This window comes from Microbulbifer variabilis (assembly GCF_056232115.1).
On the sequence record NZ_CP174325.1, the window covers coordinates 3,442,695 to 3,457,113 of the forward strand.

Genomic DNA, 14,419 nt, shown 5'->3' on the forward strand with positions numbered 1-14,419 from the left:
GCGGCCACCCGCTGTAAGGGTGGCCTTCACGATGATTTATTGTTAGTAAAATCTAGTCACTATTGAGATATGTGTAAAGCAGATAATCATGGTACTCCTCATCTGATAATTCGGCATCTTCCTTCAGCTTCTTAATCAGTGCAATTTGTGCTGGATTATCAAAAGTTAAAGGTGCTTTTTTCAGACTTTTGGGTCTTGGCTTGATTCTTCCATCGGACCCCGAAAAATAGTACCAATCATGGGGGATTGCCACTTTTCGGTTATCATTCCCTTCGACTACTCTGGATGTTAAACCTTCGTGGTAGGTAATCATTCTCCCATCCCTCCCCCAGGTGGTCTTCCATGGTGAGAGAGATGGAATGGCTATCAGCCTTTCATCAAAACCGGAGTCTGTTAGCCAGCCTGCGGGATAAGCTATCAATCTTGAATCGCGTCCTTGATCGGATTCCCAGCCGGGGGGTACTACAATCTTGCGGTAATCACTGCCTGCTCTGACATTTTTTCCCCACAGTCTGTTACCGTGTTCATCTACATCCCAATCCCTTGGAATTGCCACGCCGCGACCATCTCTTCCTTCAAAATACCCCCATTCACTATAGGGGTAGGAAATTATCCTTCCATCATCTCCTTCTTGTGTGTAAAAACCGCGGGGATAGGCAACAATTCGGCCATCCGAACCCTCGCGGTGATCCCACTCATGGGGAAAAGTGATCCAACGACCATCGCTGCCTTTCGCAATTCGCCAATCGGCAGGGTAATGGAGTACGCGTCCATCCCAGTCATCTTGATGGTCATAATTCAATGTTTTCCAAAACGGAACATCTTCAGTATTGACATTTACACCCAGATGAACCGGCCCTGGCACTACAGCCTCAAAACCAGACTGAGCATTAACTGTGGAGGTAAAACAAAGGGAAATAAGTATGAGTAAAAGAGCTTTTCCATACAGGGCTTTAATTTTCATAAAATTGTATTTCTAACCGTAAATTTTTTATTTGTTCTTAATAGTGTGAAAATTTAGTCGATAGATAGGGTAGAGAAAGATCACATAAACCTATCATGTGGCTTTTTGGATAAAAATTCTCCTTGCTAGAGTTCATAAGGTAAAAAATCCACCCTAATATTGCATGCATAAATGCAGCAGGCAATAAGGAGTCGAACAATCGTACTTGATTTGTGGATAGGAATAGAAGAAACACGCTTAAGAATTAATATTCATAATTTTGTCTTTTGTCACGAAAGCCACATTTGTTCTTCTTTGGCAATTTCCCTCTCTAATGTCTCAACATCTTGATATTTAGGTGTGGGAAGGAGGGTAAATATTTAGGAGGTTAACTCTGCTTTGTATCTTTTAGAATGTTAGGGTTTAGAGGTTTTTTGAAGGTCTTTCTGATAAATGATTTTTAGAAATTTCTGTTGTTGGTCTTTTGGATGCTGTAACTAGGGAAAATTTCTATTTGCCGTTTAATTTTTCCTTGGATGAGGGAGTAAGGTATGGTCGTTACGGATTGAAGAAAGGTTGCAGTCCACAACGTCGCATAGTTTTAAATTATTGGGTGGGCAAAACTAATACTTACAGGGCTTTACTTAGCTACTCTTGCCCCAGATAGAATGCTTTGGCATTCTTCCAAAGTACTTTGCTGGATGCAGCTTCTCCCAATGTATCCTGAATTAATGTAATGTCTCCATACTTGAAGGGTCTTGGAGCCCTGGTGGAGGGAAGGTCAGATCCGAACATCAGGCATTCTGGGTTTGCTTTATATAAATCAGCAATAGCCGAGGCCGGTTGAAAATCCAGGCGTCCAAACCCTGTCGCTTTTACTCTTACTCCTTGCTCAGCAAGCTGTAATACTGATTTGAAACCTGCTTTTCGTAGCCCTAAATGATCGATTGAAACCTTGGGCAGGGCCAGCAAGGTTTGAATGAGTGCATCTAATTGCTGTGAATCTATATATAGCTCGACATGCCACCCAGCAACCTCATAAATTCTTTGGGCAAAGGGTGTAATTTTGGAAATATCCTCTGAACCTCCACGCCTTAGGTTAAAGCGTACCGCACGAATACCGGCCTTATTTAAGCGAAGAATAGTATTATTGTCTGTACTTGATAATAATTGAGTTACTCCAACGTAGTTTTTTCCCAATCGTGCCAGGGCATCCAAAAGGTAGGTTTGATCCTGTTTCTGGAATGATCCAGAAACAACTGCACCACCAGCCAGTTCATAATTATCGAGCTTGCTTAGGTAATCAGCAGTAGTGAATGGCTCAGGGGTGAATCCCTGGTTTGAATAAAGAGGGAATCCTGGTGCGATAATATGTAGATGACTATCGAAAATTGTAATTCTACCTTGCTTCATGTTCCCATCTAATATCTTAGTATTTAGGTGATTTTTATAAGTTTAGTCTGCCTACATTTGTAGGCCTTGTCTATATGTAAGTTTGGCCCCCATTTAAAACTCTGAGGGAGCAAGACTAAACACTTCAATAGCTTTGATATTGCTTAGCATTGTTAATCTAGGCAATCTGGATTTGATGTTTTAAAAATATTGCCTGTCCATAGATTAATGCCTGTACAGTTTGTGTCGGAAAGATCCTGTAAATCAAAGGCATTATTATCTAGTGAGGTGTTTCCAGATATTTGATTGTTGGTGCTATTGAATCCAGATATATTTATTCCAGCACGATCTGAGAAACCACTAGTTCCATTCTTGGTGACGAAATTTTGACTAACAATATTGTTTGATGCACCATCGGTTATTTCAATTCCATTGCTGTAGTTGTTGGTAACAAAATTTTGAGATACTGTTGTATGGTCTGCATTGACTTGGATTCCACTGGCACCATCAATGGCTCCCACAATGTGGTTGAGATTGACTAGGGTGAATTCTCCATTAATTGTTATTCCCTGATCACCAGCTGACTCTATATAATTTTGCAGTATTTTGTTTTTGTCGCCTCTTATATCAATTCCGTCGTCATTGCCAGTATCAATAATATGATTTCTTACAATGGTATTGCTGTCGCTATCAATAACGATGCCTTCCCTAGGGGAACTTAATATTTTGATACCTTCTATTATGTGAAATCCATCACCCTCCAGATTTAAGCCGTCAGGGCAGTTAGTAATTGTCCCCCCGGAGACAAGCCCCGAGAATCCATTAACCAGAATGCCTGCGATACCATGCTGGCTGGCTGTATCACATATAATTTCTCCATCTCCAACCATTTGTAAGTTTCCATTTGGGCCAAAAACAGTTAGTGCGTAGGGCGAATCTTGTGTCAATTCACAAGTAAGCGGCTCAGATAGCACAGTAGTGGAGTTTATAACGTCGCCACATTCCACAGCAAAGACAAATGGCGATATGGCAAATACAGCAGCTAAAATAGATGATGTCTTACAAGTATCGATTAATGTTGAATGTTTGAATTTCACCTTGATGTCCCTCTCAGAGATGTAAATGGAAAGAAGTACTTGAGTGTCAATTTTGTCTTACATCATAGTTGAGCTGCTATTTTTCTTTAAATATCTATTCGATATAGTTTGAGTTTTATATATTCCCATACAGTTATCGTCTAAATATTTTTTCTGGGGGAGTGGTCGTTTGGCACTGTAAATTGGATCTATGATTGAGATGGTAGCGGTAGAGTCATATTTGCAAGTGAGCCCTTATGTATCGCTGTCGGGAAATACCTTTATAGTGAAATTCTTTATGAAAATTATTTTTTAAGATAATGATGAAATTGTGGTGTTTGAACGACTGATACTAATTTTTATTAAAAGCACATATTGAATTTAAGGGACCATTGCTTTGCCTCCGCAGTTTCTATAGATGATTCTTAAGTTGGCCAAAAAACTGGTACTTTAGGGTGTCATGTTGTTCGGTCTAGGCCACTTGAGATGGTATTTATTTATGTTGTTGGTCCGAATGGATAAACAATTATTGTTTTAGGTTTCAACTAAGAATTACCCTGGTCCAAAGGCTATTTTGATCGCGTGGGTATCTTTTTCTGGTTAGCTCTCCGTTTTATCCTATAAATATAATTTTGAGTCCTCGTGGTTATACTGTTGTTTTTAGTCAGGTTGTATTGTTTCGATTCTCAAAAATGTAAAAATTGAAAGGCTGGATTTTTACCTAGTCTGAATCAAGTTAAGAGCGCAAAGGAAGTAATATGGGCTTGCTTAAAATTATACTGCCGTTTACAGCTACATTCTGGGTGGCGTGAATTGTGATCGCTTTACCTGCGATAGATGTAGATAATTGGTAGGAAATGGATGTACTCGTTGAGCAAAATACTAATTGCCCCCCTGATCGGAAGGTCCAGCCAATCAGGGAATATGGCTAGTCTTTATATCGATTGAATCGCTCGTATTCGGTCTTTGTGAGCGCGTATTGATACAGAGATTTCAGGGGCAAAAATTTCCCATGAATGAATTACGCCAGGGTGAACATGTAATTCTGTGCTGACCCCTGCATTACCTAGAAGTCCAGCATACTGAATATCTTCATCTCGAAAAATATCCAGCTCTCCAACATCGATATAGGCTGGCGGTAAGTTGGTGGCATCCTTTAAGCGTGCAGCTGCAGCATAAGGACTCACTTTGTTGGAACCAATGTCTTTGCCAAGGTAGGCTTGCCAGGCAGTAAGGTTGTCGTCAAAGGTCCAAAGCACAAAGGGAGCCAGACTGGGGTTTGATGTTGTGGTTCGATCATCTAGCATGGGGTAGATAAGGATTTGTTTCGAGATGGCAGGTCCACCGCGATCTCTACTCATAATGGCTAGTGCTGCTGCCAACCCACCACCCGCACTATCTCCCATCACCGCGATTCTAGTGGAATCGACCCCCATTGATTCAGCGTGCTTAACCAACCAGCTGAGCGCGGTGTAACAGTCTTCAATAGGTGTGGGGTAGGGGTGCTCGGGTGCTTTGCGGTAGTCGACGGAGAGGAATGGCACTCCACTATCAGAAACATACTTGGCAACGGCTTTATCGTATATTTCCACATCATTGTAAATTAAGCCGCCCCCATGGATATAGAGGATTGCAGGGCCTGGAGTGGAATCTCTTTTGTGATACCAGCGTAGCAGGAGGCTTGATTCATTTGAGGCCTTGACTAGAAAATCATCTTTTAACACGTCATTGGGCATTGGATAGGTATTAAATACCATTCTTAAAACCCCTTCACCGATTTCCCGCCTTGTAATGACATCTCCTGGAGGAATCGGCTCAATTGAGTCTATCAGATCTTGGTATTTTGCAGTCGCCTGAACGAATTCCGGATCAAATGTAAAAGCCATGATCGTTATCCTTATATTTAATCTGATGAAGTATAGATAACTCTAAGCAATTGATGAGCTTTAAGCCGAGCTTGGTATGCAAGTGGTAACCACATAAGATTGACTTGATTACGATCAAGGATTTAGCGGGTTTTGGATTGCCGATCGGGATAAGTATTTCGGCTTTGTTTATATAGAGAAAGAGATCGCGCAGGCACTTAGGTGTTCGGGTTCATTGGCTTATTGAGGTGTAAGAGATTGAGAGTTGCTTCAAGAATCTGGAAAGTATTATAGCCATAGCTGGAAGGTGGTGATGCTGTTGCTTATTCGACTGTGAATATCAACATTATTGGAGTGGAAGATCTTTTACCCGAAATAACACTTGCTTACTGTAAGCAATCGCCACTGTCATCACATTACAAAAATGTTTCATTTGCGTATGTCTCTTTGCTAGAATCCGCGCCGACTTAAGATACAGCGATTTCATGGAGGATTTTGAATGAAAACCGTCGCTACATTTTGTGCAGCAATTCTGGCTGTTGCTACCGTAATTCCTACCCAGGCAAGTGCCACCTTTGAGCTTCCAAATTTTAGCCAATGCGCAAAGGTTGCAACTCAAAGTAATACTAACGATCGTGAGGTATACCGGTTTTTTTCTGATTTCTATTATGAAATAGAAGATAAAAGAGAGTATGCGATTACTGCCGTGAGGGAGTGGGCGGAGACTTATGCTCCTGGCTGCCTGGGATCAGCTACTCCGGTTGCCCTTGAGGAAATCCAGTGTGACAACTTTGTTGGCGGCGCACCGGTGTGTCGTATAGAGAGTGACACAGGAGACTATGTGATATCGAAAGATTATGTAGACTCCACTAATGTAGTGCTCTCCAAACATGACGAGCAAAATTGGCCGCAAATCCATGCTTCCAAGGATATGGATATGCTATGGATAGCAAAGCCAGAGCTGTGTTATTCAGAGCTTTTAGAATCTGGAGGTGATTCACAAGCCTATTATCTGGATGCATATAATTACCGTTACTTTGGTGATTACCGCTATGTCTTAGCCCGAACAACTCGCGATTTGGTTCAAAACATAGCAGCTCAGCCTGGCCAGTGTATGTACGACACTGTGGGTGTTGAAGCCTATAAGATGGAGTGTTCAGAGACTTCCAAAGGCACCAAAGTGTGTGCTTCAAGGCATACCAACGGCGGTTTCTTTGTCTTTGTAAGTGATGACAACCATGGAATGCATGTTATTTTCAATCGCTGGGACTAGCATCAGGCTATGACTTTAAAAGGCTTCCCTTGCCAGGGGAGCCTTAATTTTATATCTGCCAACCTCTTTTCTTATCTCCTGTTTACCGCGCGCTTCATATCCCTTAGGTAACTAGAATGGTGTTAGTCTCGCCTTGATTGCGTTAAGCGAAGGGACTTGCTTCTTTTCCAATCTGCTGATAATTTAAAAATGTGATCACATTTTTAATACACCCAAAAAATGTGACTAGAGTCATGTTTATGGGGAGGAATAGTAAGAAGGCAAAGGAATACGACTGATGCTCGATGGGATTATAAAAGCCTCTGCGGAACATAGTGTTAAGGTTGCCAGCCTGGTGGCTAAGCTGTTGCAGGCTCTTGTAGGTCATAAGCGGGAGATTGACTTAGAGCAGTTAACGGCTGTTTCCAAGAGCCTCCTGTCTGAAGGTAGTGGCTTCCATGTTTTCCTATATCTGGTTGAAGGTATTGAGGTTGGGGTAATTACTGTGTCACAGTCTGCAGCTATTTATGCTGGTGGGCACTATGGTGTGATTGAAGAGCTTTATGTTGAACCTGAATACCGCTCTAGATTGATCGGCAAGGCTTTGCTCAACAGGGTTGTGAGCTTTGCCAGGGAGCAGGAGTGGCCGCGACTGGAGGTAAGTACACCAGAGAAAGAGCACTGGCAGAGGACGATAGATTTTTACCGAAGAGAAGGGTTCGTCGATAATTCCATCGGGGAAAGACTGAAACTAAATTTGTGAAGTAAGAAAAACTCAGGGCCTGTGCTGGATAATCATCTGTTTATCTTCTTTCTGTTTATTGCTATTAAGTGTTGGCCTACAAAGTGAGGTCCTCTATTGCTATATTGAAGATCTTGCCGTTGTAATTTGACTTTTTGACGTAGAGGTTCGCATTGGTAGTTTTCTTTGGGGGAGCCTGAAATATGGTTTTGGAGCTATAGTATTCAAAAAAGAAGAGGTCAATAGAGTAAAATTTCAGGCTATAGCTAGAGTCAGGCTTTCTACTTGATTCATGCTGCCTTGCCCAATCAACTGAAAATGAATTTCTATCTGTTGTCAGCTTTGCGATCCGTGGAATAGTTACCGCAAAATTTATATATAACTACCTGTAAATTGTAAGTGGTATAAAGGAAGGAAACTGCCAGCATAACTTTTAGACGGCGAGTCGTTTTTGTTGTCGTTCTAAAATATATTTTTCCTGGATGAATGGCTGAGTGAAGCTGAATAGTGCAGATGGAGCTAATGTCTATGATAGAGGTATAGCGGGCCGTTGAGCTTTCGAGTTAGCAATAAGCTAATCGGCAAATAGGGTATCAGGTACATTGCCTGAAATTTCTGTCAATAAAAATTAACACATAAATTTCCACTTTTTCCAAGCCTCTTTTTAGATTCTCGGCACATCTATTACTCACAAAGTTTGTGGTGAATAAAATTTCTCTTGATGGTTGTATCTTTGTTTGAAGTTGCTTTGTAGAAATGAAGGCTTGATAAGGTTTTAAAATCATCAGGGGCTCTATTCAAGGATCATGCTATTTTTGTAATGACACAGAAATCAACGTCGAGATTCCTGTTTGAGCTTCCTGGTGCTTCAAATTTATTTCTTTTTGGGTGGCGGATAATTCCTTTAATAGCTTGTTTGTGTAAGTCTTGCGGGTGAGTTGCTTTTCTTCAAATTTACGAAAGTTATGATGTTATAAGCAATGGTTGCTCTTTAAAATCTTTAGATAAATGGTATTTTATTGGATATCTATTGAGGACCGATCTCTTTAATGGAGTTGTTTTCAATATTCATTTGCATGACTGTATAGTTCATTTTTAATTAATTTTTAACTTTCTCTTTTGGTGGTTTCTGTCACAGTTCCAGTCTTGATTTTTCCAGTTTAATATATTTAACTGCTTCGCTATTGTGTTTGGCAGAATAATATTTTTGTAAATATTTCTTGATTGAGTAATAAGAAATATAAAATTATCTCTCGCTGTCTGAGATCTAATTTTTTCGTTAACTGGTTCAAATAGTCCATTAAACATTGGGTCAGAAAGGCAGTCGGCCGTTTATTCAGGGAAAGTAATGAAACGTCGCGATCTTTTGAAAGCTGCAGGGGCTATCTCTGCATTACCACTTGCTGGTATGTCCTCAATGACAGCTCAGGCACGTAGCAAGATAACTGATACCGATTTTCCAGAATCCATTATGTATGGCAGCCTGGAGGATTCATCTGGACATTTATCGGTAATCCAGGGGAATTTGCCAGATGATGTTACGGGTCATTTATTGATGGCTGAGGGAATCCCCATCGCTCCTAATCACCTGACACCAAACGGAAAAGGAGCGCTTACACGACTGGATTTTAGCGGCCGAAGTAACAACTCCAATGTTGCTTATACCCGAAAAATGATTCGAACTGCTTCTGCCATTATGCAAGAGCAGGATCTTAGTGGCTTTGACAAATTTAACCTCTTGGGTGGAACTATTTATTCCAGTCCAAATCTGGGCTTCATGAATTATTGCAATACGGCTCCCAATTATATGGGGGATAATCGCTTTGCGATGAGTTATGAGGGCGGTATGCCGTACGAGTTTGACGCAACCACTCTGGAGATGATCACGCCTATTGGTGAAGTGGATGAGTGGGAATCCAGCCTGCCTCCACTACTTGAGAATCTCACACCTAAAAAGTGGCTGTTTCCCCAGATTCGCACGACAGGGCACCCTTTCTTCGACTTGGAAACCGGAGAGTGCATCACTATTAATTATGGTGGCAATATGGGTGACTCAGGTCGCTCTGGGTTTATCCGGCTGATTTCCTGGGATCAGCAGGGAGCTTTCAAAAGCTGGAATATTCGTGATCGCCAAGGGAATAATGCCTATATTGCTGCCAGCTCACACTCCCTGGGGGTAACACGCAATCACGTCGTGATTTTTGAGACAGCCGCAAGGGTTGAGTCCACACGAATACTTGGCACACGAATTGTACTGCCGCAAGAGCATCGCACGCGCTGCTGGGTGTTGCGCAAAGCGGATATGATAACTGGCCGTGAGGATATAGTTGCCGACTACTTGGAATTAGGTTTCGATACTTCCGATATTGTTTGTAACTACGATGATAGCGCTGGTGAAATTACCCTCTATGGCCAGTACATGGGGGCTATGGATAAGTCAGAGCAACTGTTCCGCTACGAGATTTTGCAGGAGGGTGGTTTGGTACCCTCTTGGCTATCTGGTTATCCTGCCGCACCGGTAGATGTTGGTGGGCTTGTCCGTGCTCGTATTCAGGTGACTTCCGGTTCTGCGAGGGAAATTAAAGAAGACTATCAGGTTATACGTGATGAGCGTCTTCTGTGGGATATGAATGACCCTGCTTACAGAGGCCACTTCCAGTTCCCCGAGACTTTTGAACACCTGTATTGGGCGGCAGTTGGCTATCGTCCCAATCTGGTTTCTATGCGTGTGTCCTGGGCCTACCGGAACTATCCAGAGCGCCACTTTGGTTACTGGGATATGCCAGAGGAAAGTCGGCCTTCAGCACTGGTTCATATGGATTGTAAGCAAATGCGTATTGCTGATGCTTATCAGTTCCCGGATGACTGTGTGATGCGCACGCCTCAATTTATGGCCAGACCCGGCTCCACGGCACAGAATGACGGTTACCTGATTGCTGCTGTGGTCAGGAAAAATCCCACCACCTCAGCTTCCAATGGCAAGGAATTCTGGATTTTTGATGCGGCTGCTTTAAGCCGTGGGCCACTTTGTATTCTCGCCAGTACTTCACTGGAGTTTGCCACCACCAACCATGCCCTGTGGGTACCCTCAATAGGGAGACGTCCCATTGCAGCTTACCGCTCAGGTTATGGAGACTTCCTTCGCGGTAAAGCTCCAGATCATAGCGGTAATGTACAAGACATTATTAACCGGGAGCTGCTGCCCCGATTCGGTTAATTCACTCATCCAATTGAAATGCAATCACAAGGAAACAAAGGCATGTACCATTTACTTTCTTCCGGGCGATGTCGTTTGTTGCGCGGGGCCACCAACTTACTTTGTGCGGCAGGTCTGTTTATTGCTGCAGGGGCTTCAGCAGCACAATTGCCACCACCCATTGAGGTTCCCGAGGTAATTAAGAATTACCAGGGTACCCAGGACTGTTTTCCAGGTGCTATCTATGATCCCTCATCGGTAGCAGAGGTTCAGGATATTGTACGCAATGCCGCTGCGCAGGGGCGTAAGGTAATGGCGGGTACTCGCCGATTTAACAGCCAGATTGATGCTGCCTGTGCAGGAAATGGTGAAGTTCAGGTCACCTTAAAAAATATGGATCAGGTGATTAGCCTGGATAAAGAAAACCGCCTGGTGACCGTTCAGGCAGGAATGCGCTTTAACGACCTGACGGCCTACCTGCGAGAGCATGAGCTTAGCGTTCCTATGGTGACAGAACTAGCCATATTTACAATTGGCGGCATGCTCGGTAGCGGCACTCACGGTTCAACTTTTACACAAAAAAGCAACATGATCTCAGACTATGTCACTGAGCTAAAAATTGTCGATGGCAAGGGAGATCTGCGTGTATTGAGTGGGGAGATGCTCAACGCCGCCCGAGTAAACCTGGGAGTCCTCGGCATAGTGGTGGAAGTCACTATTGAGGCTGAACCCGGTTATAAAGTTCAGGCCAAGGTGAAAGGGCACCGGGATGATGAAGACCTTGAGAGTGTAATACTGGATCTGGCCCGGGATAATCACTCAGCCAATGTTGCCTGGTTCCCCGGACTCGGTCGTTATACGGTAACCACCTACAATAAAGTTCCCCTGGATACCAAAGGCAATGCCTATAATGCCCAGGCGGATGTCTCTGATTTCTCTGAATACCTTTTCGGTCTTATTTTTGACAGCTTACATGAAGCTGACAGCTCTGCCTTGCAGTGCTTTGCAGCGTCCTTGCGTTATACCGCACGCTCCAGTTCTTATTTCAGGGATGTAGATAGCGGCTTTAAGAAGTTTATTAAGCCGACTGGTCATGCGGATCTGATGCAGCACTTTGTTTGTAAGGAGCCTAACAACTGCGTATGGGATAAGCTACCGATTGCCCTGCAGGAAGTTGCCATTCCCTTTGAAGAGCTGCCTAACTGGATTGCGGATGTACGTCAGATTATTGCACACAGTGAGCGAACCTGCTTCCCGTTGAATGGTATCTATTTCCGTTTTGGCAAGGCTTCTGATAGCTACCTGGGCATGAGCGCCGGCCGCGATACTGCGTTTGTGGGTATTGAATATACCTTGCGCCAGCGTGGCGAAGCAGTGCCCAAGAACTACTTCGTAAACCTGGAAATTGAGCAGATGTCTCTGCGCAAGTATGGAGCCAGACCCCATTGGGGTAAGAACTCGGTGGCGATCTTCGAAAATATGCCGTCGCGTTTCCCCAAGTGGTCTCAGTTCCTGGATGCCAAGGCTGAACTGGATCCAAACAACGTATTTACTAATCCCTTCTGGGAGAGGGTGAGTGGGCAAGATCCTTTGGAAAATTACCTGACCCCGGAATGTAATGCGGAAGGCCAATGTTATTGCACGAATGACTCTCATTGTGAGTCAGGCGCAACCTGCCAGGCGGGCAACTGGTATTCTGATGCCCGTATCTGTAAGGCCGAGTAGCCGCTGATACTAAGGCTGTATTAATTGCTAAGGGGGAGCATTTAATGCTCCCCCTTTCTTTAATCATCCAAATCGACTAACGATTATTCTTCCCTGGCTATATGTTCTTTTATGAGCTGGCTAAATTGCTCCGGATTTTCCAGCGGTAGCATATGATTTTCTGAAAGAGCTTCAATTAGCTTGGCGCTGGAGATGTGGATGGCTGCAGATTTAGATACTATTCGAAAAAGAGACCTGGTATCGCTGCCAAAGGCAATAGTGGTTGGAATCTGGATTCTCGAAAGGTGGGTTTTATCCAGAGAGGGCTGTTCAGATTGATTCAATTGTAGGGGTAGGGTATGGGTATTTTCCAGTTGTTGGCTGCGGTGATTTTGCGACTGGGAAGAAAAATACCCGACCTTATTACCGGACCCGTCAATTAGGGACTCTACTGCCACTTCGAGATTCCCATCAGAAACGGCCTGGAACACCTTGCCAAACATGGCCTCGGCATCCTGCATATACTTAGCCATCTCTTCATTATCCAGGTGTCCCGGATATCCTGGTTCATAGAGAAATAGGCTTTTAAACAGGGTAGGAGACTTAATTGCAGCATTCAAGGCCACATCGGCTCCATAAGACCAGGCTGCAAGATGCACGGGCTTACTGGTCTTCTCCTTAATAAATGAATTAAGATCCTCGGCATGGGTATCAATTCCAAAGTTGCCATTTGAATCTTGTCCATTTATACCAAAATGTCTCTGGGTAAAATTAACCACAGTGAATTCTTTGGATAGGAGCTGGATGTGCGGTTCCCACATCCTCTCATCTGCAAGGGCGCCATGAAGGAGTATCAAGGTGTCTTTAGGTTTTTTCTGGGATTGATCCATTTTTTGAGTATTGTTATTGTTTTCTGAATTGTTTGTCATGACATTTAGGGCATCGATAGACCTTGGGGCTTCTTATATTTCGAGGCAACTTATTTTTTGTAAAGCTTGATTAGCACTAGGAACCCGATAGCTGCTAAGTTTACCCCAATACCCCAAGGCCTATCACTGAAAATAGCCATGGAATAATTGGCTCCCAGGCTGAAAAAGTAATTACCTCCGTGTGAGGAGTACATGAAAGCAAGGGATATTCCTGTTCCAATTTTATACATCAAGATTGGTGAGGAAAGCCATGGAACCTGGAGGAGAAAAGCGCGTGAAAGCTGTTTGGTATTTGAAGCGGATTTAGAAAATTGCAGTCCGGCATAGAGTGTATATATAAAGACAGTAAGGGCCAGGCCATTCACAATAGCCCCACCTATAGTCCAGCTACTGAAAGCAAAGAAATAATTCAGGGCTGAGACACAGCCCATAAAACCACCTCCGATAGAGGCAATGAGTAACGTCGATCTAATAAAAGTTTGCACTTGTCTTATCCTGCGGGTTTTATAAAAGGTGTAGTTTTCTAGTCGTAGGTATTTTTGCTATTTAAATTTTCATATGTTTATATCCCGCTGGGTTTGGGCAGTAAGTGAATGAGCGGATTTTTAGGTCGCTACAAATGGTGGGTGCCGGGGTATGATTCGACTTAGGTGTTTACTTGAGGGGAGCGCCTGGTTATTCCTCAGGCGCTTAAAGCGAAGTAAGATATGAACTTGCCAGCTTCGCAGGAGAGCAATTCTCTCTTACTGTCCCTTCTTTTCCAGTAACTGATCCAATGGTAGTTCTGTTCGGTAGCGTACCTGTTTGAGGGAGAAGCTACTCTTAATATGATCAATGCCCGGTAGCTCGGTGAGCTTCTTGTCCAAGAACTCCTGGTAGGCCTGTAGATTGGGGACCACGACTCGGAGCAAGTAGTCGAAGTCTCCCGTCATTAAGTAGCATTCCATCACTTCCGGCCATTGGCCTATTACGGATTCAAAATCCTGTAATTCTTTTTTGACCTGGTGGTTGAGGGTAACCTGGATAAAGACGCTCACCGGCAGTCCTACTTTTTCCGGCTCCAGTAAGGTCACGGCACGCTTGATAAAGCCTTGTTCATTCAGGTTCTTGACTCGGCGCGAGCATGGGGAAGGGGAGAGGCAGACTTTTTCTGCCAGTTCAATATTGGGAATAGTGGCGTCCTGTTGAAGAATTTCCAGGATCTTTTTATCGATGGCATCCAGTAAATAGGCCATGGTTTTTTCCGTATCTCATCTTTCTGAACGTATACCGGGTTTCCGGCAGTCTCACTTTCAACCTGGCAAACCGGGTAACCTTCCC

At 43.6% G+C, this 14,419-nt stretch carries 11 protein-coding genes; 4 read left to right on the forward strand and 7 right to left on the reverse strand.

The genetic code is table 11. The features are described from left to right. Nucleotides 1-52: 52 nt before the first annotated feature. The 4 genes from ACJJI7_RS15395 to ACJJI7_RS15410 all read right to left on the reverse strand — a co-directional run bounded on the left by ACJJI7_RS15395 (nt 53) and on the right by ACJJI7_RS15410 (nt 5,297). Nucleotides 53-964, reverse strand: coding sequence for a hypothetical protein (locus ACJJI7_RS15395; RefSeq protein WP_444901790.1), 912 nt, complete (start codon nt 962-964; stop codon nt 53-55). A 627-nt stretch (nt 965-1,591) separates the two neighbouring features. After that, nucleotides 1,592-2,356, reverse strand: a complete 765-nt coding sequence (locus ACJJI7_RS15400) for an amidohydrolase family protein (RefSeq protein ID WP_020414979.1) — start codon at nt 2,354-2,356, stop codon at nt 1,592-1,594. Between the two features lie 152 nt (nt 2,357-2,508). Continuing rightward, the gene (locus tag ACJJI7_RS15405) at nt 2,509-3,432 is read right to left on the reverse strand and encodes a right-handed parallel beta-helix repeat-containing protein (protein ID WP_282950947.1); all 924 of its coding nucleotides are present in this window, start codon (nt 3,430-3,432) and stop codon (nt 2,509-2,511) included. 914 nt (nt 3,433-4,346) lie between these two features. Beyond that, nucleotides 4,347-5,297 (reverse strand): alpha/beta hydrolase, encoded by a 951-nt coding sequence (locus ACJJI7_RS15410; RefSeq protein WP_020414981.1) that lies wholly within the window; start codon nt 5,295-5,297, stop codon nt 4,347-4,349. 478 nt (nt 5,298-5,775) lie between these two features. On the opposite strand from ACJJI7_RS15410, the gene ACJJI7_RS15415 reads away from it, so the two are divergent. The 4 genes from ACJJI7_RS15415 to ACJJI7_RS15430 all read left to right on the forward strand — a co-directional run bounded on the left by ACJJI7_RS15415 (nt 5,776) and on the right by ACJJI7_RS15430 (nt 12,191). After that, a complete protein-coding gene (locus ACJJI7_RS15415) occupies nt 5,776-6,549 on the forward strand; it encodes a hypothetical protein (RefSeq protein ID WP_444901789.1) in 774 nt (257 codons plus the stop codon). A gap of 277 nt (nt 6,550-6,826) precedes the next feature. Beyond that, a complete protein-coding gene (locus tag ACJJI7_RS15420; protein ID WP_020414983.1) occupies nt 6,827-7,291 on the forward strand; it encodes a GNAT family N-acetyltransferase in 465 nt (154 codons plus the stop codon). Between the two features lie 1,327 nt (nt 7,292-8,618). After that, nucleotides 8,619-10,487, forward strand: coding sequence for a carotenoid oxygenase family protein (locus ACJJI7_RS15425; RefSeq protein WP_020414984.1), 1,869 nt, complete (start codon nt 8,619-8,621; stop codon nt 10,485-10,487). Between the two features lie 42 nt (nt 10,488-10,529). Then, nucleotides 10,530-12,191, forward strand: a complete 1,662-nt coding sequence (locus ACJJI7_RS15430; protein ID WP_444901788.1) for a D-arabinono-1,4-lactone oxidase — start codon at nt 10,530-10,532, stop codon at nt 12,189-12,191. 83 nt (nt 12,192-12,274) lie between these two features. Here the strand turns inward: ACJJI7_RS15430 and ACJJI7_RS15435 are convergent, their stop codons facing one another. From ACJJI7_RS15435 to ACJJI7_RS15445, 3 genes are all read right to left on the reverse strand, one after another. After that, nucleotides 12,275-13,060, reverse strand: coding sequence for an alpha/beta fold hydrolase (locus tag ACJJI7_RS15435; RefSeq protein WP_444901787.1), 786 nt, complete (start codon nt 13,058-13,060; stop codon nt 12,275-12,277). Nucleotides 13,061-13,149: 89 nt separating this feature from the next. Then, the gene (locus ACJJI7_RS15440; RefSeq protein ID WP_444901786.1) at nt 13,150-13,584 is read right to left on the reverse strand and encodes a hypothetical protein; all 435 of its coding nucleotides are present in this window, start codon (nt 13,582-13,584) and stop codon (nt 13,150-13,152) included. A 258-nt stretch (nt 13,585-13,842) separates the two neighbouring features. Beyond that, nucleotides 13,843-14,334: an Lrp/AsnC family transcriptional regulator gene (locus tag ACJJI7_RS15445; protein ID WP_020414988.1), complete on the reverse strand. Its 492-nt coding sequence runs from the start codon at nt 14,332-14,334 to the stop codon at nt 13,843-13,845. Between the last annotated feature and the right edge of the window lie 85 nt (nt 14,335-14,419).